The sequence below is a fragment of the uncultured Turicimonas sp. genome (genome assembly GCF_902477955.1).
In the GTDB taxonomy this organism is placed as follows: domain Bacteria; phylum Pseudomonadota; class Gammaproteobacteria; order Burkholderiales; family Burkholderiaceae_F; genus Turicimonas.
This window is the reverse complement of record NZ_CABSJB010000025.1, coordinates 13,238-36,561: the sequence shown is the minus strand read 5'-3', so window position 1 is coordinate 36,561 and position 23,324 is coordinate 13,238. Positions and strand designations below refer to the sequence as shown.

The window sequence follows — 23,324 nt, the reverse complement described above, 5'->3', positions numbered from 1 at the left end:
CTCCTATTGCATTAAGGCTTTCATGTGATCAGCAATAGCTCTGCCGATAACGGAAGCAGAAGTCAGCTGAGCACCGCCGACATAGTTGTCGTAGAAAAGACCGCCAGCGGCGTTGCCGACTGCATACAAGCCCTTGATCGGTTTGCCTTCTGTATCCAGGACTTGTCCCTTAGTATTAATAAGCGGACCGCCGAATGTAGCTGTCATACCGCCCTGGAACGGAACGGCATAGAAAGGTGCTTTAAGAATTGGACGCGGATTCTTGTGTGTGTTCGGAGGAGTGAGCTGATCAAGCTTGCCTTCCTTCAAAGCTGTGTTGTATTCATCAACAATCTTCTTCAATTCTTCAGGGTTTAAGCCGGCTTCTTTTGCAAGACCTTCGATAGTGTCAGCCTTATAAACAGGAGCTTTCTTAGACGCATAAGAGAACCAGTCGTTCTTGAGCATCGGAAGATTGTGAGTATCTTCGTCAACAATCATGAACCCCCAGTTGTCTTTTGTCTTAGCGGCTGTGTCGCGGGACATTTCAACGTAGGTGTGGCCTTCGTTGGTATATCTCTTGGTTTCCTTAGAAACGGCGATACCGGTATTGACGATGTTCAGCGGATTTGCACCTGTTGGACCGTGGATAGGACCGCAGTGGTATTGATCAACGTTGACAACGCGCGGGAAGTAAGGAGCTGTCAGGAGGATGCTTTCGCCGGTAACGGTGTTGGAACCGCGGACCGGCATGTTGGCTGCCGGAACACCTGCCATCATTGTCAGCATCATCTTGTTGGCAGAATAACCGCCGGTTGCCATGACAACACCGAGTTTACCGATGTATTCTTCAAAACCTTTGGCAGTCTTAACCTTGACGCCGGTAACGGCACCGTTCTTAGGATTGTCGAGAAGCTCAACGACTTTGGCGTTATAGATGATAGGAATATTCAGCTCTTTTGCTTTTTTCAAGAGATAGCTCATCAACTGTTTTCCGCCTGGCTTTTCTTCGCCGATTGTCAAGTGAGCTCTCTGCAGCATCGGCCAAACCAATTTGGCACCAACACCGTATTTAACGCCGACGTAGTCGTGAAGCCAGTTCAATGTGTCATCTGCATTTTCTGCGACAAGACGTGTAAGAGCTGGATCGCCTCTGCCTTGAGAGACCTTCATCATGTCTTCGTAGAATTTTTCAGTCGTGTCGCCGGTCTTCAAACCTTTTTCTTGCTGCATCTTTGTGTTGACGCCAAGCATGAAACCTGCGGAGTAAACAGTATTGCCGGCAGCAGAACCCATCTTTTCCAAAACAACGGGCTTCAAACCGTTTTCTGCAGCGCGGATAGCGGTGACGATACCGCCGATGCCTAAACCTGCGATAACGAGATCATAAGTATGTTGAGGAAACTTTGTTTCTTCTGCAGCAGAAGCCATGGCCGGCATGGCTGCAAAGCCGGTTGCCATTGATGCAATGATTCCGCCTTTCAAAAAAGAACGTCTGGAAGTGTTCATTTTTTCTCCTTGTTTCAATCTACTTATCGAAAGTATGGAGAAATCTTAATTTTTTACGTTTCCCAAGTCGTCCGTTGAAGATCTATTGATTTTTTATTTTTAGTGTGGTAAAGATTTTGCAAATTTTGCAGCGTTTTGTCCCGCGATTCTTCCAAAAACAAAAGCATCGGTCAGTCCGCATCCGCCAAGTCTATTTTCTCCGTGAACGTTCCCGGTTATCTGACCGGCAGCAAATAAATTGGGAACCGGTTGACCGGATGTTGTAAGACAGTTGGCGTCCGTATTGATAGAGAGGCCGCCTAAAGTATAGTGAATCCAGGGATACATACGCACAGCCCAGAAAGGTGCCTCTGACGGAGTTTTTGAGCTGTCTCCCTGTTCAACATAGGCTTTGATTGGTGCAAACGGAATTTCAATGATTTCGCACAATTCTTCCAATGTGTTGGCCTTCCAAACTTGCCCGGCGAAATAGGCTCGGTAAAGGTTTTTTCTCAAGTCTTTGCCCATCTTCGAAATGTTTTCCGATCCTACGATTGTGTAGCATCTTTTGTCGCCTTGTGCGATAAGCGCTTTGCTGATGACATTGCGCTGAGCGGCTTCATCGACGAATCTCTCACCGTTTTCATTTACGAAAAGCGTGTTCTTCACAAAAACATAAATACGGGCTGAGAACTGATCGAGAAATGATCCTTCCGGGACGCATTCCACGATATCCATATTTTCTGCCTTTAAGCCGAGATCAATGGCTTTCTGCAGGACGCTCCCGTGGCCGCGGGAATCAGAAAATACGAATTTAAGGCTTGGAACATACCGTTTGACCATTTCCGGATTGTTTCCGAATCCGCCCGCTGCCAATACAATTGTTTTGGCATAAATCTGCTGGCGCATGCCTTGGTGCTCTACAAAAGCACCAATAACATTTGAACCTTCGACAATAAAGTCTGAGAAGTAGGATCCTGTCATTATCTTAACCCCGCGCTGAAGGCAGGCTTCCGATAATTTTTGGATATATGAAGTGCCGCTGATGAGGCTTGGTTTGTGGCTTCTCGGGTGTTTAGAACCGTAAATTTGAAATACTCTTTCTTCAAAGACCACACCTTGTTGCTTCAGCCACTCCAAGGTGTCAACTGAGTTATAAGCAAGTATTTTGCGTAAGGCCGGATCGCCCTTTCCATTGGCTGATTCTTCAAGTTGTTGATAGAAGAATTCCGGACTGTCGGTCACATGAATGAGCTCTTGGATTTTTGGATCGGGAGCATTGTAAAACCCGCCTGAACGCAGAGTGTCTCCGCCGACGAAAGCTTCTTTTTCTAACAGGATAACTTTGCATCCGGCGTCAGCGGCTTCCAAAGCAGCCGAAAGACCGGCAGCCCCTGAGCCAACTACAAGAACATCGCAGGAAGTAACGGCAGCTTCGGCAATAGAAGGGGAAAAACCGAAGCCTAAGCTAAAGAAGGCGAGCAAAGAGTTTAGTGCACGGCGTTTCATTGTCATCTCAGTTAAAGGCTCGAGGAATTCTCCATATCGGTCAAGAATTGAAAAAGCTCTACCGCATTTCCCACGTCTAGCTTTGCAAAAACTTTACTCCGATGTGATTGAACGGTCCTTTCCGACATATCCAATACTTCGCCGATCGTCTTGTTGGTTAAGCCTTTGGCTACCTGGCGCGCTACCATTTGTTCGGTCGAAGTAAGCTGATTGAAAAGTTTCTGCAGCTCTTCGGTTTCCTTTTTTATTTTTCTTTGAGACTTGTTCAGCTTGATGGCTTTCTCAACTAAATCCTTAAGTTTCTCCGGAATAGGAGGTTTAACTAGAAAATTGAAAGCTCCTTGTTCCACGCAATTCATCGCCATCTCAATGTCACCGTGGGCCGAGAGGAAAATGATCGGCAAATCAACGCCGCGTTTATTCAATTCCTGCTGCACTTCCAATCCGGAAAGGGAGGGCATTCTCACATCCAAGATAATGCATCCCGGCCGATCCCAATCGTCTCGTTCCAAAAAAGTTACGGGATCCTGGTAGGTTACGGTTTGCCACCCGGCTAACTGCAAGAAGAAAGACTGAGAGTCACAAATAGTTGGATCATCATCAACGATACGGACGAGAGGTGTTAGGTTAGCCATTGTGGTTCTCCTTATTCGCAGCGTATTCTACAGAGAAGCTTACGATCAAGCCGTTAGGTTGGTTTCTGGAAAAGGTCAAGTGACCTCCGTGGCTTTCGATAATGCTAAGAGCAATTGAGAGGCCGATACCTAACCCGTCGGATTTCTTACTTTGGATGGGTTTTCCTAGTTTTTCAAACTGTTCATCAGAAAGAGCAGGGCCGTTGTCGGCAATATGAACGCGGATCTTATCTTCATTTTCTGTAATCGTAATAGTGACTTCCGGGGATGGTACGTCCTTGACAGCACTCAGGGCATTCTTGAGAAGGTTAAGGACTACCAATTCAATCTCAAAAGGGTCTCCTTTAGCTGAAATGCTTTCGCTAGGAAAAACAGTTCTAACTTCTACGCCTTTTCTTTCTTGCTCTTTAATACTTTTCAAAGCACGCAGGACGGTTGGGATTAAATCGAACTCAACTTCTTTAGAAGGTCTGTGTTTGGCGTAGCTTCTTACGTGGTCAACAATATCGGCGGTCCGCAGGGCCTGTTCTCTGAGCTTATCCAGCACCATTTCTACTTGGTTATCTTTTATTTTTAGTTTTTCAAGAAGAACTTTCAAGCCGCTGGTGTAATAAAGGATATTGGTAATTGGCTGTTTGACTTCATGAGCAAACATGGAGCTTAGCTGAGAGATTACGCGGCTTTTTTCCAGCATTTCCAGCCGTTCACGGTTTTCTAATGCTCGTGACTCGATTAAATGCTGTTCGGCAATAGAAGCTTTAAGTTCTTCCGTCCGCAGACGAACTAGCATATTGACGCGGACGATGTGAATCAGTACTGCAATTACCAGCGCAAAAAAGAGTCCGATTTCGAGTTTATGCGCAGCCAGAAAGTCTTTAACGGTAGTTTCTCGTAAATGCCGGTACGGACCGAGCTTTAAAGATTTCAGCAATTCAAAAACCTGATAAAAACTGCTTGCCGGAATCCATTCAAAATTATTTTGCTGAGGAGGAAAAGAGAGTAGGGAAAGCGTAATGGCTTTCACTGCTTGAGAAGGAGCGCCGTCCATCGAACAAAACACGACGTCCGGATACATCTTCGTGGACCGCGCACATAACTCTTTCGGATCCTTAAGTCCTATCACTCGGAAATCTGATTTATTAATTTCTCCGTTTTCTGCCAGTCGTTCTAATTGGCATGGACCAAAAATTCCTACGTCAACATTTCCTACTTTTAGATGAGTCAGGACATCCGGGAACTGATGTTCCGTGAACTTAACATTTTTAAAGAATTTTTCCGGATTGAAACCGGCATCGGCAATTTCACCGAGAGGAACGAGCCAGCCTTCAAAGTCAGTTTCGGTAGCTGCAGCTGCGGTTTTATTTTCTAGATCTCGGAGAGTCTGAAGGTCTTTCCGATCATTTTTGACGACAAAAGCTGCAAAAACGGCTTTTTCAGCGTTGATGGCTTGAGGACGTTTTACTGTTGCTATCTGCTGGGCACCTTTTAAGCTCATTAAGGTAGAGAAGTCGCCCGCTGACGCTATAAGGAATTGGGGTTTAAGTTTCTCAGTCCCTTCAATGATGTTTTTCGGCGATATCTCAATGATTTTTAGTTTGTAGTTAGGCAGCTCTTTTTGCAAATGCTCGACAGTTGGTACAAAAGTCTCGAGATAAAAATCGGGATCAAACGTATCAATGAGGCCAATAGTGATTTCTTCTTTTGCTTGTGCGATAGAAGCAAGGAATAGAAAGCAAAGAAGAAGTAACTTCTGTTTGAGAAATGCCGTGTTCATCTGGAAAAGTTTTACACATTTTTCTGGGAAAAGCTATTGGTGAAAGATTGCAAGCAGAACAGAAGGCTCGATGGATTGCCTTAGCAGATTCTGGCGATTCCATCACGCAAGAGTCTTGCTTAGGATAAGAAAAAGAAGTCTTAGGAAGTATGAAGTTGAGAAGTCAAAGGAAGTAGATAGAGAACTGTTCTATTGTATGAAGAAGTGGAAAGCCAGATGAAGAAAGTATGCCTTGAAGTCGGAATTTCTCTGACGACTACTTCTACGGATGAGGTCTCACATGTGTGATTGTCGTTTGTACCAATATTCCTTTTTCATCAAATAGATCTCTGAAATAATCAATTTAATGATACGCATAGGGAAGGGGACATGAACGGGAAGTTTCCGGATGAAATAAGGGGCGCTTCGAGTAGTCCAATGGGCTTGCTTAACTTACCTCAGTCAGAAATGTCGCAGTCCGATAATTTTCTTCTGTTTTATGCTCAGAATGTTAAAGGCTCTTGCGTCTTTCAAAAGGATGACAGTTACCAGTTGGCACTTATCTTTTTGCAGCAAGGACACTTGTTTATCCAGCAGAAAGGTAATCAAAGAGAGGTTCCCAGCCAGTCGGTCTTTTTTTTAGATCCATCTGAAGACTTTTGTCTCGATTTTGTGGAAGACAGTAATTTTTATCTTTTGCTCATCTCATCTTCTGTATGGTCGAGCCACATGGTATATCGGCCCTCTCAACTGTTAGGAGTCCGTATTTCTCTCCAAAACAACCTAGGAAAAACAAGCTTGGACACACTAAGAGCCGTTCGCCGGATGTTAAAGAAGGCGCATCCCCTTGAGCTCGAAAGTATGTGTATCGGCTTTCTCTACATCTTTATGCCGCTTATTGCTCAATTCCGTCGTCAAGCCAAAGGATTAGATGGAACGCTGACAAAACGAGAAATATTGAGGCAAAAGGTTGAGAGCTATCTCAAAGAAAATCTTAAAAATAAGGAACTGACGGCCACGGATATTGCCTCATTCTTTTCAATTTCCAGCCGTCAATTGACCAATATTTATAGTCCGAGCGGAACCACAGTAATGGCTCGTTTAAAGGAGCTAAGGCTTTCTGAGGCGGCAAGAAAACTCCGCGAACACCGCTACCAAAAACGTTCAGTCCGGGAGATTTCAGAGCTGTGCGGATTTGGAAGTTTTGAAAATTTTTGCCGTTCTTTCAAAAGTCATTTTGGTGTAAGTGCCACAGAGTGGAAAGCAAAAAAGACTTCCTGATGTGCTAAATGCAGTGCAGGAAATATCAACCTCAGAAGGCTGATTTTTCTAAATTCCAATAGAGTGAGCTCACAAGCTGAACATGAAAGGCTTGGTCTTAATGGCTTAACTCTAAAGGAGAAAAAAATGAACCTCTCACGTCGTTCAATCCTCGTATCTAGCTTTGCTGCTACTGTTGCACCTTTCGCATTTGCCTCTGGAACAAGTACGGAAAGAGAAATGCGTCGCAAGGATCGGCAATTAACGGAAGAAGAATGCTTTTATTTGATCCGTCATACTCCTCATGCCGTGCTTTCCACAACAGACAACTCTGGAACTCCATACGGCGTTCCTGTCACACCTATCCTTTTGAATGGCAAACTCTATTTCCATTGCTCTAAAGCGGGCGGAAGAAAGGTTGACAACCTGCGACAAAATGAAAGAGTTTCTTTGTGCTTCATCGGTAAAGATGATATCAATCAAAAGGAATTCGCCGTTGATTTCGCTTCTGTGGTTGTTGCCGGCACGGCCAAGGAGATCACTGATCCGCAAGAGCTCAGAAAAATTCAATTGGAAATTTGTAAGATTCATGCTCCCGAGGCCGGTGCAAAGGCTGCTGAAGCATATTTCGATAAGGGCGGAAAGGGGATTGCTGTTTGGGAGGTTACTCCGACAAAGATTTCCGGAAAATCTCGTAATAAGCACTTGTACTTTGGCAAGAACAAAGGTTAGTGCATGCCTATCGTCACTATTAAAATCACCGGAGATGAGGAATCTCCAGGTGCTGAATCAAAAAAACAGCTAATCTCCAAAATAACTAACGTAATTGGTGAGGTTCTACACAAAAACACCCACAATCTCTGCGTCATCATTGAAGAAGTACCTATGGATAGTTATGGCATTGGAGGAGTAACTGTGAGAGAACTTCGCCGAAGGAAGTAACATCTGATCTGATTAAGGAGGTAGAGGATTGAGTCTTCTGCCTCTTTTTTTACCATTTCTGAAGAGACTTTTCTACTATTTTAAAAAAGTGAAGAATTGTTGATTCATTAGAAAATTGTGGTGAAAAACGCTCACGTTGAGTTACGGACACAATTTATAGAAAGTGTGTATAATACACATTGTCGCACCTCTTCCAGGATTCATTATGACTAGTCAAGAAGTGATCGACATGCTTAAGTTAAATGGATGGGTTCTAAATCGTATAAAAGGAAGTCATCACATTTTTACTCATTCTGAAAAAGGAGGCCATGTTACGGTCCCTCACCCCAGAAAAGATATGGCGCTTCCTACTCTTAAGAGTATTGAGAGACAAAGCGGGTTACATCTTAGGCATTAGTTGGTCGGTGTGGATGGATTGCAAGCACTTCCATCATTTTTATAACAGGTGAATATATGAGATATCCCGTTGCCGTTTGGAATACCGAAGGCGTTTATTCAGCTGAAGTTCCCGATTTGCCAGGCGTTATTACTGAGGCTAATTCTATTGAGGAATTAGAAAGCTCCGTTAAAGAGGCGGCCTTCGGGTGGATAGAATGCGTTCTTGATGAGAATAAAGCTATTCCCAAGCCCTCTTATGTCGACAAGTATTTAAATAATCCAGATTATCAAGATTGTTTATGGCTGTTTGTTGATTTCTCGATTGATGAACTTTCCGATAAGACAGAAAGAGTAAACATTACGTTGCCCGCCCGTGTGCTTAGGAAATTGGACAATCAGGCCAAAAGGGCAGGTGCCACTCGCTCTGGCTATATCGCTTCTATGATTCTTTCGGCTCCTTAAAAAGGTAAGGATTCTGCCAAAAGATTTTGAGAAATATATCTTAGTTAGTAAAGTTCAGGAAGCAACGGGACGACTACAAATTTGCAAGAGTACCGTTGCCAGAGGGGATATTTGTCTTAGTAGTTTTATATCTAGGTAAGAAAAGTTCAGGGGGTGAAAATCGCAATAACAGCTTGACAGGAAAAAACCCGTGCTCTTATGTCGAGTCACGGGTGGTATTCTGGTGGGAGCACAGGGATTCGAACCCGGGACCTACGGATTAAGAGTCCGCTGCTCTACCAACTGAGCTATGCTCCCTTCTGGTGGGCTGTGCAGGACTCGAACCTGCGACCAATGGATTAAAAGTCCACTGCTCTACCAACTGAGCTAACAACCCGTTTGATTCGTGTTGAATCAATCCAGGAGTCGAACTATACATCCCTTTTTTTTATCCGTCAAACGATCTGTACGATTTTTTATTAAATTTGTTGTTTTTTTCCAAAAAGTCTAAAAAAAGTTAAGTAAAAGACATAAATTGACGCATATAGAGGAATAATTCCCATAAAAGATTGGAAAAAATAAATCTTTTGCAAAGAAAAACCATTCCAATTAGTATTTACAGAATCAGTTTATAAATAAGAAAAAGTTAGGAAAAAGAAATGGCAGAAAAGAAAAAAGCAAAACCGCAGGTGGTGCAGGTAGTTGACCCGGAAGCACGTAAAAAAGCCCTTAAGGTCGCTCTTGATCAGATTGCAAAACAGTTCGGTAAAGAAGCAATTATGCCGATGGGACAAAAAACCGTCCAGGAGGATCTGGAAGTTGTTTCCACCGGTTCCTTTACCTTGGATATGGCTCTTGGTGTCGGCGGTCTTCCCCGCGGAAGAATTGTCGAAATCTACGGTGCAGAATCTTCCGGTAAAACCACGCTGACTCTCCATATTTTGGCTGAAATGCAGAAATTGGGCGGAACATGTGCCTTCATCGACGCTGAGCACGCTTTAGATATCAAATACGCTAAAGATTTGGGCGTAAATGTAGACGATCTTCTTCTTTCTCAGCCGGACAGTGGTGAACAAGCTCTTGAAATTACCGATGCTTTGGTCCGTTCCGGTGCGGTTGACCTCGTCGTTATCGACTCTGTAGCTGCCTTAACACCAAAATCAGAAATTGAAGGCGAGATGGGCGAAGCCCTTCCTGGTCTTCAGGCTCGTTTGATGAGCCAGGCCCTTAGAAAGCTTACCTCCAGCATCAAGAAATCCAACGCTTTAGTCGTCTTTATTAACCAGGTCCGCCAGAAGATCGGCGTCATGTACGGTCCGTCAGAAACGACGACAGGCGGTAACGCATTGAAGTTCTACTCTACTATTCGTATGGAAATTCGTAGAACGGGCGGCGTCAAGAAAGGTGACGATGTTTTAGGTAACGAAACAAGAGTCAAAGTCGTTAAGAATAAAGTTGCTCCTCCGTTTAAGTCCGCTGAATTCGAAATCATCTACGGTAAGGGTATTTCCAGAGAAGGTGAAATTATCGACCTTGGAACCGAGATGGATATCTTCGGTAAGTCCGGCGCTTGGTACTCTTACCAAGGCAACAAGATTGGCCAAGGTAAGACAGCCGCCAGAGATTGGCTCCACGCTCATCCGGAAGAAATGAAGGCTATCGAAGAGCAAATCAAAGCGAAGATTGCTGAGAACTCCGGTTTGAACAACGATGACGATGAAGAAACCCTAATGGAAGAAACTTACGAAGATACAGCTAATGCTTGATGATGACGACAGAGTTCGGTCAATAAAACAAAAAGCTGTGGCGCTCCTTGCTGTCAGGGAGCGCTCTCGTTTTATTCTCCGCAACAAATTAAAAGAAAAATTTTCTGAACCGGAAGATTTGCCGATAATCGATGCCTGCCTCGATGAGTTGGAAGGTAAAGGCTATCTTTCCGATGAACGCTTTGCTCGCGCTTCTTTGGTAACCAAGGCATCACGATTCGGAGATCAGCGGCTTAAGTGGGAACTTCGATGCCAGGGCGTCAACTCTGAAACGATTAACTCTGTTATGGAAGAGTTTGAAGAGTCGGAATTCGAACGCGCAAAGACACTCTGGGAAAGAAAATTCGGTGAACTTCCCGAAGATCAAAAAGAAAGAGCAAGACAATTTAGGTTCTTAGCCTCAAGAGGATTTTCTTTCAAAACTATCAATCAAATTATTAAAGGTGATTGGGACGAGTTCGAGTAAAAGATGAGCTTGCTATACTTCACATTTTGGCACATTTTCAAAAATCACCATGAAAATTCACGAGTATCAAGCCAGAGAAATATTGCAAGACTTTGACGTCCCAATTCCTGCCGGAAAAGTTGCAGAAACTCCTTCACAGGCCCGAGAAATCGCAGAACAGCTCGGAGGTAATGTTTGGGCAGTCAAGGCTCAAGTTCACGCTGGCGGAAGAGGTAAAGGCGGCGGCGTCAAATTAGCCAGAAATTTAGAACAGGTCGAAGAACTTGCAAAAGCCATGATCGGGATGAGATTGGTTACCAAGCAAACGGGACCGGGCGGAGCATTGGTCAGCAAGGTTCTGATTCAGCAAGGCGTAAACATCGTCTCCGAATATTACGTCGGCTTCCTTATTGACAGAGTCAAACAATCTTCTGCTCTTTTGGCTTCTTCGGAAGGCGGCATGGAAATCGAGAAAGTAGCCGCGGATTTTCCTGAGAAAATCGTTAAAGAATATATCGACAGCTCCGTTGGATTAACTAAAGAACAAGCGAAAGATGTAGTTGTCAAGCTCAACATGGATGAAAAAGTCCGTGGAAAGGCTGAGAAAGTTTTATTGGGTCTTTGGAAAGCCTTTAAAGAAAAAGACTGTTCTCTTCTGGAAATTAATCCGTTAATCGTTACCAAAGAAGGAGAAGTCTTCCCTCTCGATGCCAAAATGACTTTTGACGATAATGCTCTTTATCGCCATCCCGAATTAGAAGCGTTTATTGATCCGTCCCAAGAAGACGAAACCGAATTAAAGGCACATGAGGCTGGACTGCCTTATATCCAGCTCGACGGCAATATTGCTTGTTTGGTCAACGGCGCCGGATTAGCAATGGCAACTATGGACACCATTAAGCTTTTCGGGGGAGAACCTGCAAACTTCTTGGATATCGGCGGAGGCGCATCCGTAGAAAAGGTGACGGCTGCTTTTGAAATCATGCTGTCCAAGCCGGAAGTTAAAGTCATCTTAGTCAATATCTTCGGCGGCATTATGAAGTGCGACACTATTGCTGAAGGAATTGTCGAGGCTTGCAAAGTTGTTTCCTTGACCGTTCCGCTTGTCGTTCGCATGAAGGGAACTCACGAAGATTTAGGTAAACAGATTCTCAAAGATAGCGGCTTGCCGATCATTACTGCTGAGACTCTTGGAGAAGCAGCCCTTAAAGCGGTTTCTCTGGCTAAGGAGCAATAAGATGAGTATTTTGGTTAATAAAGATTCAAGAGTAATTACTCAAGGAATGACCGGTAAAACCGGCCAGTTCCATACGGCTGCCTGCAGAGAGTATGGATTCGGCAAAGAATGTTTCGTGGGAGGCGTAAATCCTAAAAAAGCAGGACAAACTTGGGAAGGTCTTCCCATTTTTGGTACGGTCCAAGAAGCTAAAAAAGCGACCGGGGCCAATGTCTCTGTGATTTATGTTCCGCCGGCCGGCGCAGCTTCTGCCATTATGGAAGCGTCTGATGCAGGAATGGGCCTCATTATTTGCATCACAGAGGGAATTCCTGTTCTTGATATGATTCAGGTCAGAGAGCATATGCGCAAAACCGGGTCTAAGAGCTTGCTCCTGGGACCGAATTGTCCGGGTCTTGTGACACCGGGTGAAATTAAAGTAGGTATTATGCCTGCTCATATTCATAAGAAGGGAAGAATTGGGGTAGTCTCCCGCTCCGGAACTTTGACTTATGAAGCGGTTGCTCAGCTCTCTGAGCTCGGATTGGGCCAGTCTACTGCTGTTGGAATTGGCGGCGATCCGATAAATGGTTTAAAACATAAGGATATTTTGAAGCTCTTCGACGAGGATCCGGATACTGACGCTGTCGTCATGATTGGAGAAATCGGAGGCTCCGATGAGGAAGAGGCAGCTCTGTGGGCAAAAGAACACATGAGCAAGCCGGTAGTAGGATTTATTGCCGGCGTGACTGCTCCTGCTGGTAAACGAATGGGGCATGCCGGTGCGATTATTTCAGGAGGCAAAGGGACTGCTGAAGGAAAACTTCGCACTATGGAAGAATGCGGAATAAGAACTACACGCAATCCGTCTGAAATCGGAAGTCTATTGAAAGAGGTTTTGAACTCTTCCAATTGAAAGGATAAATTGTGGAATATTTTTTAGAGGTATTTGCTGACATACATTGGGGTGCTGTACTCCAGATCATCATTATTGACATCCTGCTCGGCGGAGACAATGCAGTTGTAATCGCGTTGGCTTGCCGAAACTTAGACCCTCACATGAGAGGTAAAGGCATCCTTTACGGAGCTGGCGGTGCTATTCTCCTGCGCGTTATTTTGGTAGCTTTCGCCGTCTCGATTATGAAGGTTCCGTTCCTGAAATTCTGCGGCGGTATTCTGCTTCTTTGGATCGGTATTAAGCTTCTTATTCCTCACGATGAAGAAGAAAAGGAAATTCACGCCAGTAAGAAACTTTGGGGTGCCGTCAAGACCATTATTATTGCTGACTTGGTGATGAGTATTGATAACGTTATTGCTATCGCCGGTGCTGCTGAACAGGCTCCGGGACACCATCAGATGTGGTTGGTTATCTTCGGTCTTCTTGTCAGTATCCCGTTTATTCTTGGCGGAAGCCAGATTATCTTGAAGGTAATCGATCGATTCCCGATTATTGTTTATGCCGGCGGCGCTTTGCTTGGTTGGATTGCCGGTACGCTGATGGTTGATGATCCGGGAATTTCTCCGCATTTCCCGAATCTGCCGAACCTTCACGTTGAGGGGGGAATTGCCGGAGCCGTCTTTGTTGTTGTGGTGGGATTTATCATCGCAAGGCTAAAAAACAGTAAAAAGACGTCTGGATAAGACCTTCCGGTAAATAAAAAGCTCCGCTGATCACGGAGCTTTTTTTGACATAGACGGCAATTACTTGTCGATTACTGCCCCGCCTAAGCATACATCCCCGTCATAGAGAACCGCGCTCTGACCTGGGGTGACGGCCCACATCGGTTCTTTACTGGCTAAGAACAAAGAATTTTCATCTGCTGAAATAATTTCGCAGGGCTCATCGGGCATTCTGTAGCGTGTTTTAACAGAGAGCTGACTTTCTGCAGCAGGGGGCGTGCCGAGAATCCAGTTCGGATCGCTCGCCTTTAAAGTCATGGATTGTAGCCAAGGATGGTCATGACCCTGAACTACATAAAGCGTGTTTTCCTTGATGTCTTTTCTCGCTGCAAACCAAGGTTCTCCATTGGAATCTTTTGTACCGCCGATTCCAATTCCTTTTCTTTGACCAAGGGTGTAGTAGGACAAACCGATATGCTCTCCCACAACCTTTCCGTCCGGGGTTTTAATTGGGCCCGGTTTGTTGCTCAAATAACGGTGAAGGAACTCGCGGAAGGGCCTTTCCCCGATAAAACAGATACCCGTGCTGTCTTTTTTACGGGCGTTCGGCAGTCCGATTTCCGCGGCGATTTTGCGAATCTCAGTCTTGCAGTAGCCGCCGATTGGGAATAAAGATTTGGAGAGTTGATGCTGGTTGAGCCTGTGGAGAAAATAGCTTTGATCTTTTGCCGGATCTACTCCTTTGAGTAATTCGAAAAGACCGTTATTTTCTCTGACTCGAGCGTAGTGGCCGGTTGCAATCTTTTCTGCACCCATCTTCAGGGCGTAATCCAAGAAAGATTTGAATTTGATTTCTGAGTTGCACAGAATATCGGGGTTAGGTGTACGGCCGGCTTTGTATTCCTCTAAGAAAATGGAGAACACTCTTTCTTTGTACTCTTTGGCGAAATTAACAGCCTCTAGTTCGATTCCGATGACATCGGCTGCCGCAGCGGCATCGATAAGATCCTGTCTGGATGAACAGTATTCGCTGTCATCATCGTCTTCCCAGTTTTTCATGAAAAGACCGATGACTTCATATCCTTGCTGTTTAAGAAGGTAAGCTGTCACCGACGAGTCTACGCCTCCGGATAACCCAACAACTACTCGGTTTGCAGTCAATGATCTCTCCTCAACTTTGTTCTAAGTACACAAATTTTGAATTATAGAATTCCAAACGTTGGATAGGTTTATTGAGTCGCTTCCAGATATTTTTCGGGTACTTTTCCTTGTAAAAAGCTCTGCCCGTCTTCCGTAACTTCAATGCCCAACTGCTGAATGTTATTGACGATTTCAGCAATGCATTCGATGGCTTCGGGGGAGAGAGCAGTGGAGCTTTTCGGCCAGAAAACGCTGAAAGGAATTGTCAGCGGATCGGCTACCGGAATGGCGGCACAGTCGTCACTGACTTTAACGGCGGCTAAAACATCCGTTAAGTGAACTCCCACGTTTTTGCGTGTCATTCGAATAGCAACTTGTGTGGAGGATACTTCGCCGACGATTTGATTTTCGTCAATGTTCCCGAGGAGGGGTCCGCAGGCATTTCTTTCTTTAATATCGCGGGACAAAACAATAAAACGTTCTCTTGCAAAATCGGCAGGTTTCAAAATTTTGCGGTTGCTTAAAGGATTCTCTTTAGACATAACCAGACAGAAAGGAAGGTTTGCCAAATTTACTTTGACCAAGTCGTCATGGTCGGATAAAAGAATCCCAAACCCCACATCAAAGGGATGAGAGTATTTGGAATAATAGATGTCCCGGCTTGCATGGACGTCAATCGTGACCCTGAGATGCTCCTCATGCTTCTTTAAAATTTTGACAACAGCCGGCAGAGTCACGTCGCTGGTATGTCTTGCTAAAAGAGCAACACGCAGTATTCTCTTATGGTGGCTTCGTCTTATCGGATAGTCTTCCAAATGTTTCCAGGCACGCACCGACTCCATGGCGATACGGTAAAAGTCAGCGCCTTCTTCGGTTAAAGATAAATTACGGTTGGTGCGGTGAAAAAGTTTGAACCCGAGCCTATCTTCCAATTGAGAAAGAACCCGGCTGGCTGCCGGAGCTGATAATAAATTTTTATTTGCAGCTGCAATGAGTGAGCCAGTTTCAACGATGGAGCAAAATAGCTTGATTGACTTAACTTTTATTTCCATTTTGTGCAACCCAAAAGGGCATAATTGCAATTTACGAATTGATGGAAATATAGCAAAATTACACCAACGCTACAGGCATAAAGTTGTTATTGTTTTTGAGAATAACGTAGCTTGGTAGTTGAAATGGGTTATTACGCCGGTCGTCTCCACGATCGGCTATTTTTTTACTCCACACGTGGAACGCCGGGTCTAGGTCTGACAAGACTAGACGGGTCGGTGGCCAATTGACCGGTTAATTGATCAAGGTTCTGCGTTACTTGAAGCAGAGACAGCATTAAAGCTCGTACGTCGTACTGATTGTTTTTGGCCATTGCATCGAACTTAGCCGAAAGCGAATTAATATCGTTCATTAACTTATCAATATTGGATGTACCTACTTGTTTATCAAGATCGGCCGCCGTGGAATCGAGCTGAGCAATGAGAGATTTCAGAGTTTTGACGTCTAAATCAGAGATTTTATTGGATGCGGTTTTAAGCAGCTTATCGAAGTTCGTTAAAACAAGATTGAGCGTATGAGCATTCAAACCATCGGCAATTCTATCCAAGTTAGCAATTAATTCCTTTGCATTAGGAATCGTTTCCATAATTTTTTGATCCGGATGGATCTTGTCTAAGCGAGACAAGAATGAACTAACGCTTTCTGTAATTTGAGTAGTAAGACTTGGTGCGGAGGGAATCACCAAATAGTTGGCTTCCCAGACGGGAGGTTTGTCCGGGGCAGGAAATTCTTTAGGATTAAGAAAATCCAGAGATATGTAAAGAGTGCCCGTCAGTCCGGATAATTGAGTTTGAGCTCTTAACCCTTCTTCAATATATTTGTGCAGATCCTGTTTTACTTGCCCTTCATCAAAATAGAGAAGCATCTTAACGACGGCCACAGACTTATTCTTAGAAAATAAAAAGATATGATTCTCAGGATAAACAGTCGAAGATAAATCGATTTCTGTGACCTTTCCTACCGGAACGCCTCTGAATTTAACGGGGGCTCCCACGTCTAACCCGTTGACGGATTCCGTAAAGTAGGTCTCGGCATAGGTTTTAGGCCGAAAGAAATTAGGGCTGGCAATAATGGCCACCGCAATCAGCGAGAGGATGATCAGAGTCATCACTGTCGTACCGATGATGAAATAAAGTTTTTTGTTTTTTGCTGCCATGCCGTTGCTTTCTTAAGCCCAAAAATGCAATTGTAATTTTCTTATATTCAGTCTCTCCATAACAATCTTAATCCTCAATTTAAGACACTCGGCGTCTTTTACTTTATGGTGTGTAAAGATGCCTTGTTAAGTTCTAGGACAAGGATTCGAGTTATATTTTCATTTTTTGAAAACCATTACGCAGAGGATCAATTGAGTTCTCAAATTCACCAAAACCAGATCGAAAGAGTTCAGTGGTACTTCGGAATAGAAAAGCCTATTTTTTGCCGTCCGAGTTTTTGCTGGCAAACTCCGGAACTTATTGCTCAGGCGAGCAACAGCGGTGCGTTAGGTGTGTTATCTGCAGGCTTGATGACTCCTGAAGAATTAGAAGAAAACGTCGGAAGGATCAGGAAGCTTACGGATAAGCCTTTTGCAGTGGAAATATTCCCGGAACAGAAAACGGCTTTTGATGAAAAGAAGTTCAAGCTCCTTAATAAGGCGCTGAGACCGGTCAGAGAAGATCTGGGACTCGAGGATCCTGAAGTTCCGAAAGGAATTGATTTTGAGGCCCAGTTCAAAAAGATCTTGGATTTAGATGTCAAAATCTTAGGGGTCTGTCTTGGAGGACTACGTGAACCGTATATGGAAGCCTTAGAAGAGAAGGACGTCAGGATTTACGGAGTAGCATCCAATTTAAAAGACTCTAAGGTTTTAGTTGCCAGCGGTGTTAAAACTATCTTGGCCCAAGGGTGGGCTGCTCCGGGTCTTCGATCCTTTTGCGAATCTTCTGCCGGTGCTTCGGCAATTGACTCTTTGACTTACTTTTCGGAATTGAACCGCGCTTTAAAAATTCCATTTGTAGCGGATGCATCTCTACTTTCCGAAGATGCGGTTAAAGCTGCCCTGCAGTTGGGGGCCTCAGGCATCGTGATTTCAGACGGTCTTATCAATACAGCTGAATCTACATTTCCCCAATCTTGGAGAATTCCGCTTTCTTATTTTTCTGACGGCGCCTCTGAAGTAAATTCTTTTGCGATGGGAAGACCTGCAAGAAGTTTGTACACAGGAATTTTAGAAGCTATCCAAGAAAACGAACTTCCGGTTCTGGACTTTCCTTATCAGTGGTTTGCTCTCAAAGATATATTTAAAAAAGCGGAAGAATCCGGCAGCATGGATTTGGCATACATCGAATTCGGACAGAGTGCTTATCAAGTCAAGAGCGGTTCTGTAAAAGGCGTTGTTGATCAGATATATGGATGGATTGGGAATGAATAAAAATCAAGCTCTCATTGTTGTTGATGTTCAGAATGATTTTCTGGAAACAGGCTCTCTTCCTGTCCCGGAGGGGTCCAAAGTAATTCCTGTTATCAATAAAGTGATGCCGTTATTTCAAACGGTTGTTTTAACCCAAGATTGGCATCCGGCCGAGCACAAATCCTTTGCTTCAAATCACGAAGACAAAAAACCGTATGATGTGACGACGATGCCTTACGGGCAGCAAGTGCTGTGGCCTGTTCATTGTGTACAGAATAGCAAAGGGGCAGAACTTGCCGAAACCCTTGCGGTCAAAGGCACTGAATTCAATGTTCGTAAAGGTACCAACCCGGAAGTGGATAGTTATTCCGCATTTTTTGAGGCAGACGGCAAATCAAAAACCATTCTTGCCGATTGGCTGAAAGAGCAGGGTATTACGGAAGTTTTCTTATGCGGTTTGGCAACCGATTTCTGTGTTTCTTGGTCCGCTTTGGATGCCGTTAAAGAGGGTTTTAAAACTTTTATTATCGAAGATGCTTGCCGCGGTATTAATGTCGGCGGTTCCATGGAGGCTGCTAAGCATCAGTGGAAGGACAAAGGTATTGAGACAGTCAGCAGTGATTCACTGAGATAACTTGAGTACGAGGACTGATCTGTTGTTCGTGTTAGTACTTATATCTTATTCTTGAGGAGCCTCCTACAATTTTGGGCAATTTTCGGGAATGACCAAGAATTATTCTCGCTTCTCAATATCTTTTAACAGGAAGATTTTCATGACAGTCCTTGAATCCTTTATCGAAGATTTAAAGCCTCTTGTTAACATCGATTGCGGTACAAGCAATGTCGCTGGCGTCACAGCTATTGCCGAAATGATGAAGAAGCATTATGAATCCATCGGATTCCATGCAGAACTAGTAGATCTCGGTCCTAACGCCGGTAAAGGTCTTTTTGCAACAAACAAACCTGATGCAAAAGAATACGATGTTCTTATGAATGCTCACATGGACACAGTATTCCCTGACGGAACAGCTGCCGCACGTCCCTTCTCCATGAAAGGCGACACAGCCTACGGTCCAGGATGCTCTGACTGCAAGAGCGGTGTTTTGGCTATCTTCTATGCTTTAAAGAATGCAAGACCGGAAGATCTTCAAAGATTGGCTATCGCCGTTGCTTTGAACCCCGACGAAGAAACAGGTTCTAAGAACTCCGCTAAGTGGCTTGCTTCTTTGGCTGCTAAGTCCAAACGCGCACTCGTTTTCGAAGCGGCTCGTGCAGGCGGCGAATTAGTTCGCTCCAGAAAGGGTTCCGCTACTTACGAAGTTACATTCCACGGTGTTGGTTCACATGCCGGCAACGCACCGTACAAAGGCGCAAACGCTAACGTTGCTGCAATGAGATTTGCTTTAGCTGCTTACGGTCTGGCTGATTATGAAGTCGGTACTACAGTTAACCCAGGCGTGATCCAGGGCGGTTCTGCTTCCAACGTTATTTCTGATAAATGCGTTGTTAAGCTCGACGTTCGTTACTGGAATCCGGAATGCGACAAACTCATTGATGATGCTCTCAATAACATGGCTAAATGCACATGGGCTCCGAGAGTTACTCAAGAACTCGTACGCGTCAGCCATATTCCTGCTATGCCGTTGTCTGAAAACACCAAAGAATTGGTTAGCCAGATTACTGAAGCCGGCAAGCTCGAAGGTGTCGACGTTAAGTGGGTTGATGCAGGCGGAGCTTCCGACGGCAACCACATGGCTGAAATGAATATTCCTGTTATCGACGGATGCGGCCCAGCCGGTGCTGAATTCCACTGCGACAGAGAATACTTGAGATTGGATACAGTTGAAGAACGTATCCGCATGATCTCTCGCTTCTTAACACTTATCTAATAAGATAGAAGAGTGATTTGACCGGCCTTCGTGGCCGGTTGATTTTTGACAGAACGTCAAATCCAACGGTCCAGCAGAAATGTTCGGACCGTTTGATTTTGACGAAAAAAACTAGTTTGTAGAAGTTCGAGCGTTGCCTTTCCAGACCTTCCAGCTCGCCACAAAGAATGGGATAGCTCCGAAGAAAATGAAGACTAAGTCGCCCGGCATTCTGAAGTAGCCGAAGAAGGAAAGAAGTCCGGAATTTGTGAATTCCACACTTCTAGCGTGCCAGTAACCGTTGCTGAATACGTCCCAAAGCTGGAGGTATCCGGCTGGCATTAGGCTTAGAACAAGCATCAGCATAAGTCCGATATTCACTCCCCCATAAGACTGGTACAGATTAGAAGTTTTCCAGTAACGGCCTAATTTAAAACATTCAAAATCGGCATAAAAATCGAAATAACGAAGTCTTTAATGCCTTGTTATCTGTTGCTCCTTGAAGGAAAAATGAAGTTGGTTTGCGTTGAGATATGGTTTGTTTGTTGTGGTTGAAATAGCTCGTAAGAGCGTCAGTACAAAAATGCTAAAAGACGAAACGAGCTCGGCCGAAGAGAGAGAACTTCAGCCGAGGCTGGCTTAATCAGTATGAAGCTTAAGCAGAGAGAGCGGCTTTAGCTTCTGGATAACGGGTGTGGCCAGAGAGGAAACTTCTCCACCACTCCCAGGTGGCTCTTGAGCAGCAATAAAGATTTTGCTCCGGGTCAAAGACGAAGGTGCCGGGGCTGGAAACAGCCATGGTCAGAGCTTCTGAATAGTCTTTCTCGTCCATCCAGTCAATCATGTTGAGAGAGCGTCTTTCACCAGTTTCATTAATGAGGACTTGCATGATTTTCTCCTGATATTCAGAAATCAATTAGGGTTATCAACTACATATTTATAATGACATAAAAATTAACAAATAGATCAAAAACTAAATAATCGTTTCCTATATCAGGGTTGATACTTAAATAAAAATTAAAAATTACAAATTATTTACAAATATAATGAATTTGTGATTAACAAATCTTTACAGGTTTATCAAATGGTTTCTAATGTTCTTTCAACTCCCCAAGTGCCTGAACAACAGGAACAAGCCACTTTGGAAGAAGAAAAAGTCGGAGTCGGCGCATACGTTTCTCTCTTTTTTGCGGTCTGTTTCTTTTCAGGAGTTTTCTACAAAATGCCTGAAGCCTATCGCTGGCTAGGAGCATTTGACTTCACAACGTTGATCGGCAAATTTGGCTCTATTTCCGGAGCTTCCTCCTTTGTCGGCAGCGGCGGCGTGAGTGCTCGTGCCGGTTTCCTTTTTGCTCTCTCTTTGGTGCCGGGTGTGATGCTCGCGTTAGGCCTTCTGGAAGTTCTTTCTTACTACGGAGCCTTAAAAGCTGCTCAAAAATTGATGACGCCTCTGCTCAAGCCTATTCTTGGCGTTCCCGGCGTTACCGGTTTGGCTTTGATTACTGACTTGCAAAGTACTGATGCCGGGGCTGCTTTAACAAAAGGTTTGTTGGATACCGGCAAGATCGATAAGAAGAATTTGGTTGTGATGAGTGCATGGCAGTACGCCGGTGCAGGGTTGGTTAACAACTACTTCTCTATCGCTTCCGCTTTGTTCTTTGCCTTCCTTGTCCCTGTCTGGATTCCGCTTGTTGTGATGTTCTGCCTGAAATTTGTCGGCGGTGTCTTTGTCAGAATTTGTCTTACAACTTTCTATAAGAAGGATTTCCAAAATGAGTAACGCAATGCCAACAGTCCAGACAAAGAATCCGTTTGATATTTTTATCGTCGGATTGAGAAAAGGGTTCAACGTTGCTATTAACAACCTCCTGCCCAATGTTTTAATGGCTTTCGTATTGGCCTACATCTTAGATTTATTCGGTGTTATGGCCTTTTTAGGCAAGGTTTGCGGTCCCGTTATGGGTATCTTTGATCTCCCCGGTCAAGCAATTACCGTACTTTGCGCCACTTGGTTGTCCTGCGGTGCCGGTGTCGGTGTTGCCGCGAGCTTGCTTGCTTCCGGGACTTTGGACGGTACCGCCATCACTATTATGTCTCCGGCTCTTCTGTTGATGGCTTCCCAGATTCAGTACATGGGCCGTCTGTTAGGCGTTGCTGAAGTGCCTAAAAAGTATTGGCCGCTTCTTATGCTTAACAGCATTTTGATGTCTGTCATCGGTATGTTGATTATGCGGTTTATTGTCTAGTAGTTTTCCTTTCCTTTCATTTCCTGTTAATACGCCTTACGGATTCAATTTTCCGTAAGGCTTTTTTCATATGAAAAAAGCCTGCTCACAAACGGCAGGCTTTTGTCGATTCGCTTTCTAAGAGAATCTTATTTCTTCTTAGAAGTAGCAGAAGTTATTGATTGCGGACGGCCTTCAATATAGCGGTAAGTGATTCGGCCTTTAGTCAAATCATATGGGGACATTTCTACAGCTACTTTGTCGCCGGCAAGGATACGGATGTGGTGTTTTCTCATCTTACCGTTTGCATAACCGATGAGTTCGTGACCATTTTCAAGTGTCACACGATAACGAGCATCAGGGAGAACTTCCGTGATGACACCAATCATTTCAAGTAAATCTTCTTTTGCCATAAATTAAGCTTGTAGTCCTATAAATAAAGTTAGTGGATTGTACTCCACAAATGCTTGATTCCTGCACACTTTTACTCTTTTTAAGAATTGGAGAGCTCAAAAAAAACATTCTTGCTAAAATTGTTGATTGGAAATTGAAGAAAAACTGCGGATGACGGCTTATTATTAGCTGATTCAGTTTTCTTTTAGCTGACGAAACATCGCTCCCTTTCGGAGAATTAAATGAAAAATATATTGATTGTCTACTACTCTCGTAAAGGTCATACCGCAAGGATGGTCAGAACTATAGAAGACCATTTGAAAGAAATGGGTCACAACGTGACGGTAATGCCCGTTAGCGAGGCGCTTTTGGAAGGAGTAGATTGGGACAAATACGATTTTGTGCTTTGCGGCTTCCCAGTCCTCTACGGCACTTACCACCCGAACGTTTATGAATTTGTCCGAAATAACTGCACCCGTCTGGACAGAAAACCGAATGCGATGTTTAACGTGACTGTAGTTGCACGCTCTCCGTTTAAAGCAACGGTTGAAGGCAATAGATACATGCAGAACTTTTTGACGCGCTCTCCTTGGCGTCCTAAAGATCTGAAGTGCTTTGCCGGCAAGATTGACTATCCGAATCTCAATTTCTTTGATAAGAAATGTATTCAGCTCATTATGAAGATTACTAATGGGCCGACAGATCCGACAATGTGTATTGACTTTACGGATTGGGACGATGTCAAGAGATATGCTGAGCATATCGGTAAATTGGCAGAACAGTCGTAGAAGAAGAGAAACCTTTGTGCCTGAAAAAGCCAAAGG

26 protein-coding genes and 2 tRNA genes are annotated in these 23,324 nt (G+C 44.3%); 16 read left to right on the top strand and 12 right to left on the bottom strand.

All coding sequences use genetic code 11. The annotated features are described in order from the left end of the window. Positions 1–3 precede the first annotated feature (3 nt). From RDK53_RS08320 to RDK53_RS08305, 4 genes are all read right to left on the bottom strand, one after another. Positions 4–1,488 (bottom strand): FAD-dependent oxidoreductase, encoded by a 1,485-nt coding sequence (locus tag RDK53_RS08320; protein ID WP_308514136.1) that lies wholly within the window; start codon positions 1,486–1,488, stop codon positions 4–6. A 99-nt stretch (positions 1,489–1,587) separates the two neighbouring features. Next, the gene (locus RDK53_RS08315) at positions 1,588–2,976 is read right to left on the bottom strand and encodes a flavocytochrome c (RefSeq protein WP_308514135.1); all 1,389 of its coding nucleotides are present in this window, start codon (positions 2,974–2,976) and stop codon (positions 1,588–1,590) included. Positions 2,977–2,987: 11 nt separating this feature from the next. Next, positions 2,988–3,611 carry a response regulator gene (locus tag RDK53_RS08310; protein ID WP_308514134.1) on the bottom strand — a complete coding sequence of 208 codons (624 nt, stop codon included), beginning with the start codon at positions 3,609–3,611 and terminating at the stop codon, positions 2,988–2,990. Next, complete coding sequence (locus tag RDK53_RS08305; RefSeq protein WP_308514133.1) at positions 3,604–5,385, bottom strand: PhnD/SsuA/transferrin family substrate-binding protein; 1,782 nt, start codon at positions 5,383–5,385, stop codon at positions 3,604–3,606. Before RDK53_RS08305 ends, RDK53_RS08310 begins: the two co-directional genes overlap by 8 nt. A 777-nt stretch (positions 5,386–6,162) precedes the next feature. Between RDK53_RS08305 and RDK53_RS08300 the strand changes: the two genes are divergently transcribed. From RDK53_RS08300 to RDK53_RS08280, 5 genes are all read left to right on the top strand, one after another. Then, a complete protein-coding gene (locus tag RDK53_RS08300) occupies positions 6,163–6,645 on the top strand; it encodes an AraC family transcriptional regulator (RefSeq protein ID WP_308514132.1) in 483 nt (160 codons plus the stop codon). Between the two features lie 126 nt (positions 6,646–6,771). Continuing rightward, positions 6,772–7,356, top strand: coding sequence for a pyridoxamine 5'-phosphate oxidase family protein (locus RDK53_RS08295; protein WP_308514131.1), 585 nt, complete (start codon positions 6,772–6,774; stop codon positions 7,354–7,356). 3 nt (positions 7,357–7,359) lie between these two features. Beyond that, entirely contained in the window at positions 7,360–7,566 is a 207-nt protein-coding gene (locus tag RDK53_RS08290; RefSeq protein WP_308514130.1) for a 4-oxalocrotonate tautomerase family protein, read from the top strand. A gap of 205 nt (positions 7,567–7,771) precedes the next feature. Further along, entirely contained in the window at positions 7,772–7,963 is a 192-nt protein-coding gene (locus RDK53_RS08285) for a type II toxin-antitoxin system HicA family toxin (protein ID WP_308514129.1), read from the top strand. A gap of 56 nt (positions 7,964–8,019) precedes the next feature. After that, entirely contained in the window at positions 8,020–8,406 is a 387-nt protein-coding gene (locus RDK53_RS08280) for a type II toxin-antitoxin system HicB family antitoxin (protein ID WP_308514128.1), read from the top strand. A gap of 221 nt (positions 8,407–8,627) precedes the next feature. Here RDK53_RS08280 and RDK53_RS08275 read toward each other — a convergent pair. Together RDK53_RS08275 and RDK53_RS08270 are read right to left on the bottom strand one after the other, a co-directional pair. Next, positions 8,628–8,703: transfer RNA gene (locus RDK53_RS08275), tRNA-Lys, on the bottom strand. Between the two features lie 3 nt (positions 8,704–8,706). Next, a tRNA-Lys gene (locus tag RDK53_RS08270) sits at positions 8,707–8,782 on the bottom strand. A 262-nt stretch (positions 8,783–9,044) separates the two neighbouring features. Between RDK53_RS08270 and recA the strand changes: the two genes are divergently transcribed. From recA to RDK53_RS08245, 5 genes are read left to right on the top strand one after another with little or no spacing between them, the layout of a single operon-like run. Beyond that, entirely contained in the window at positions 9,045–10,151 is a 1,107-nt protein-coding gene (gene recA, locus RDK53_RS08265; RefSeq protein WP_066595299.1) for a recombinase RecA, read from the top strand. Further along, complete coding sequence (recX, locus tag RDK53_RS08260) at positions 10,144–10,617, top strand: recombination regulator RecX (RefSeq protein WP_308514127.1); 474 nt, start codon at positions 10,144–10,146, stop codon at positions 10,615–10,617. Before recA ends, recX begins: the two co-directional genes overlap by 8 nt. 49 nt (positions 10,618–10,666) lie before the next feature. Further along, positions 10,667–11,833 (top strand): ADP-forming succinate--CoA ligase subunit beta, encoded by a 1,167-nt coding sequence (sucC, locus tag RDK53_RS08255; RefSeq protein WP_308514126.1) that lies wholly within the window; start codon positions 10,667–10,669, stop codon positions 11,831–11,833. 1 nt (position 11,834) lies between these two features. Then, positions 11,835–12,728, top strand: a complete 894-nt coding sequence (sucD, locus tag RDK53_RS08250) for a succinate--CoA ligase subunit alpha (protein ID WP_308514125.1) — start codon at positions 11,835–11,837, stop codon at positions 12,726–12,728. A gap of 11 nt (positions 12,729–12,739) precedes the next feature. Continuing rightward, positions 12,740–13,453 (top strand): TerC family protein, encoded by a 714-nt coding sequence (locus tag RDK53_RS08245; protein ID WP_308514124.1) that lies wholly within the window; start codon positions 12,740–12,742, stop codon positions 13,451–13,453. Positions 13,454–13,513: 60 nt separating this feature from the next. Here the strand turns inward: RDK53_RS08245 and mnmA are convergent, their stop codons facing one another. The 3 genes from mnmA to RDK53_RS08230 all read right to left on the bottom strand — a co-directional run bounded on the left by mnmA (position 13,514) and on the right by RDK53_RS08230 (position 16,778). After that, positions 13,514–14,593: a tRNA 2-thiouridine(34) synthase MnmA gene (gene mnmA / locus RDK53_RS08240; RefSeq protein ID WP_308514123.1), complete on the bottom strand. Its 1,080-nt coding sequence runs from the start codon at positions 14,591–14,593 to the stop codon at positions 13,514–13,516. Positions 14,594–14,661: 68 nt separating this feature from the next. Further along, positions 14,662–15,624, bottom strand: a complete 963-nt coding sequence (locus RDK53_RS08235; RefSeq protein WP_308514122.1) for a LysR family transcriptional regulator — start codon at positions 15,622–15,624, stop codon at positions 14,662–14,664. A 164-nt stretch (positions 15,625–15,788) separates the two neighbouring features. Continuing rightward, positions 15,789–16,778, bottom strand: a complete 990-nt coding sequence (locus RDK53_RS08230; protein WP_308514121.1) for an MlaD family protein — start codon at positions 16,776–16,778, stop codon at positions 15,789–15,791. Positions 16,779–16,970: 192 nt separating this feature from the next. On the opposite strand from RDK53_RS08230, the gene RDK53_RS08225 reads away from it, so the two are divergent. From RDK53_RS08225 to RDK53_RS08215, 3 genes are all read left to right on the top strand, one after another. Next, complete coding sequence (locus RDK53_RS08225; protein ID WP_308514120.1) at positions 16,971–18,035, top strand: nitronate monooxygenase; 1,065 nt, start codon at positions 16,971–16,973, stop codon at positions 18,033–18,035. Next, on the top strand, positions 18,028–18,648 hold the full coding sequence (pncA, locus tag RDK53_RS08220) for a bifunctional nicotinamidase/pyrazinamidase (protein ID WP_308514119.1): 621 nt from the start codon (positions 18,028–18,030) through the stop codon (positions 18,646–18,648). The genes RDK53_RS08225 and pncA overlap by 8 nt, the downstream gene beginning before the upstream one ends. 139 nt (positions 18,649–18,787) lie before the next feature. Further along, on the top strand, positions 18,788–19,903 hold the full coding sequence (locus RDK53_RS08215; protein WP_066595270.1) for a M20 family metallopeptidase: 1,116 nt from the start codon (positions 18,788–18,790) through the stop codon (positions 19,901–19,903). Positions 19,904–20,014: 111 nt separating this feature from the next. Here RDK53_RS08215 and RDK53_RS08210 read toward each other — a convergent pair whose 3' ends face one another. Continuing rightward, positions 20,015–20,263 (bottom strand): hypothetical protein, encoded by a 249-nt coding sequence (locus RDK53_RS08210; protein ID WP_308514118.1) that lies wholly within the window; start codon positions 20,261–20,263, stop codon positions 20,015–20,017. Positions 20,264–20,537: 274 nt separating this feature from the next. After that, positions 20,538–20,771, bottom strand: coding sequence for a hypothetical protein (locus tag RDK53_RS08205; RefSeq protein ID WP_308514117.1), 234 nt, complete (start codon positions 20,769–20,771; stop codon positions 20,538–20,540). A gap of 195 nt (positions 20,772–20,966) precedes the next feature. Here RDK53_RS08205 and RDK53_RS08200 point away from each other — a divergent pair, with 195 nt between their 5' ends. Together RDK53_RS08200 and RDK53_RS08195 are read left to right on the top strand one after the other, a co-directional pair. Beyond that, positions 20,967–21,662 carry a nucleoside recognition domain-containing protein gene (locus tag RDK53_RS08200; RefSeq protein ID WP_308514116.1) on the top strand — a complete coding sequence of 232 codons (696 nt, stop codon included), beginning with the start codon at positions 20,967–20,969 and terminating at the stop codon, positions 21,660–21,662. Further along, positions 21,655–22,128 carry a YjiG family protein gene (locus RDK53_RS08195; RefSeq protein ID WP_308514115.1) on the top strand — a complete coding sequence of 158 codons (474 nt, stop codon included), beginning with the start codon at positions 21,655–21,657 and terminating at the stop codon, positions 22,126–22,128. Before RDK53_RS08200 ends, RDK53_RS08195 begins: the two co-directional genes overlap by 8 nt. Before the next feature lie 128 nt (positions 22,129–22,256). On the opposite strand, the gene infA is transcribed toward RDK53_RS08195, so the two are convergent. Further along, positions 22,257–22,520, bottom strand: coding sequence for a translation initiation factor IF-1 (infA, locus tag RDK53_RS08190; RefSeq protein ID WP_308514114.1), 264 nt, complete (start codon positions 22,518–22,520; stop codon positions 22,257–22,259). A 222-nt stretch (positions 22,521–22,742) separates the two neighbouring features. On the opposite strand from infA, the gene hemG reads away from it, so the two are divergent. After that, on the top strand, positions 22,743–23,288 hold the full coding sequence (hemG, locus tag RDK53_RS08185) for a menaquinone-dependent protoporphyrinogen IX dehydrogenase (protein ID WP_066595264.1): 546 nt from the start codon (positions 22,743–22,745) through the stop codon (positions 23,286–23,288). Positions 23,289–23,324 lie beyond the last annotated feature (36 nt).

Excerpts from the sequence above, each read along its gene's own strand:
- infA (WP_308514114.1), bottom strand. The coding sequence starts at position 22,520 with ATGGCAAAAGAAGATTTACTTGAAATGATTGGTGTCATCACGGAAGTT.
- RDK53_RS08295 (WP_308514131.1), top strand. The coding sequence starts at position 6,772 with ATGAACCTCTCACGTCGTTCAATCCTCGTATCTAGCTTTGCTGCTACT.
- recA (WP_066595299.1), top strand. The coding sequence starts at position 9,045 with ATGGCAGAAAAGAAAAAAGCAAAACCGCAGGTGGTGCAGGTAGTTGAC.
- RDK53_RS08305 (WP_308514133.1), bottom strand. The coding sequence starts at position 5,385 with ATGAACACGGCATTTCTCAAACAGAAGTTACTTCTTCTTTGCTTTCTA.
- RDK53_RS08195 (WP_308514115.1), top strand. The coding sequence starts at position 21,655 with ATGAGTAACGCAATGCCAACAGTCCAGACAAAGAATCCGTTTGATATT.
- sucC (WP_308514126.1), top strand. The coding sequence starts at position 10,667 with ATGAAAATTCACGAGTATCAAGCCAGAGAAATATTGCAAGACTTTGAC.
- RDK53_RS08200 (WP_308514116.1), top strand. The coding sequence starts at position 20,967 with ATGGTTTCTAATGTTCTTTCAACTCCCCAAGTGCCTGAACAACAGGAA.
- RDK53_RS08235 (WP_308514122.1), bottom strand. The coding sequence starts at position 15,624 with ATGGAAATAAAAGTTAAGTCAATCAAGCTATTTTGCTCCATCGTTGAA.
- RDK53_RS08315 (WP_308514135.1), bottom strand. The coding sequence starts at position 2,976 with ATGAAACGCCGTGCACTAAACTCTTTGCTCGCCTTCTTTAGCTTAGGC.
- RDK53_RS08215 (WP_066595270.1), top strand. The coding sequence starts at position 18,788 with ATGACAGTCCTTGAATCCTTTATCGAAGATTTAAAGCCTCTTGTTAAC.
- RDK53_RS08230 (WP_308514121.1), bottom strand. The coding sequence starts at position 16,778 with ATGGCAGCAAAAAACAAAAAACTTTATTTCATCATCGGTACGACAGTG.
- RDK53_RS08285 (WP_308514129.1), top strand. The coding sequence starts at position 7,772 with ATGACTAGTCAAGAAGTGATCGACATGCTTAAGTTAAATGGATGGGTT.
- hemG (WP_066595264.1), top strand. The coding sequence starts at position 22,743 with ATGAAAAATATATTGATTGTCTACTACTCTCGTAAAGGTCATACCGCA.
- RDK53_RS08310 (WP_308514134.1), bottom strand. The coding sequence starts at position 3,611 with ATGGCTAACCTAACACCTCTCGTCCGTATCGTTGATGATGATCCAACT.
- RDK53_RS08205 (WP_308514117.1), bottom strand. The coding sequence starts at position 20,771 with ATGCAAGTCCTCATTAATGAAACTGGTGAAAGACGCTCTCTCAACATG.
- RDK53_RS08280 (WP_308514128.1), top strand. The coding sequence starts at position 8,020 with ATGAGATATCCCGTTGCCGTTTGGAATACCGAAGGCGTTTATTCAGCT.
- RDK53_RS08290 (WP_308514130.1), top strand. The coding sequence starts at position 7,360 with ATGCCTATCGTCACTATTAAAATCACCGGAGATGAGGAATCTCCAGGT.
- recX (WP_308514127.1), top strand. The coding sequence starts at position 10,144 with ATGCTTGATGATGACGACAGAGTTCGGTCAATAAAACAAAAAGCTGTG.
- pncA (WP_308514119.1), top strand. The coding sequence starts at position 18,028 with ATGAATAAAAATCAAGCTCTCATTGTTGTTGATGTTCAGAATGATTTT.
- sucD (WP_308514125.1), top strand. The coding sequence starts at position 11,835 with ATGAGTATTTTGGTTAATAAAGATTCAAGAGTAATTACTCAAGGAATG.
- RDK53_RS08320 (WP_308514136.1), bottom strand. The coding sequence starts at position 1,488 with ATGAACACTTCCAGACGTTCTTTTTTGAAAGGCGGAATCATTGCATCA.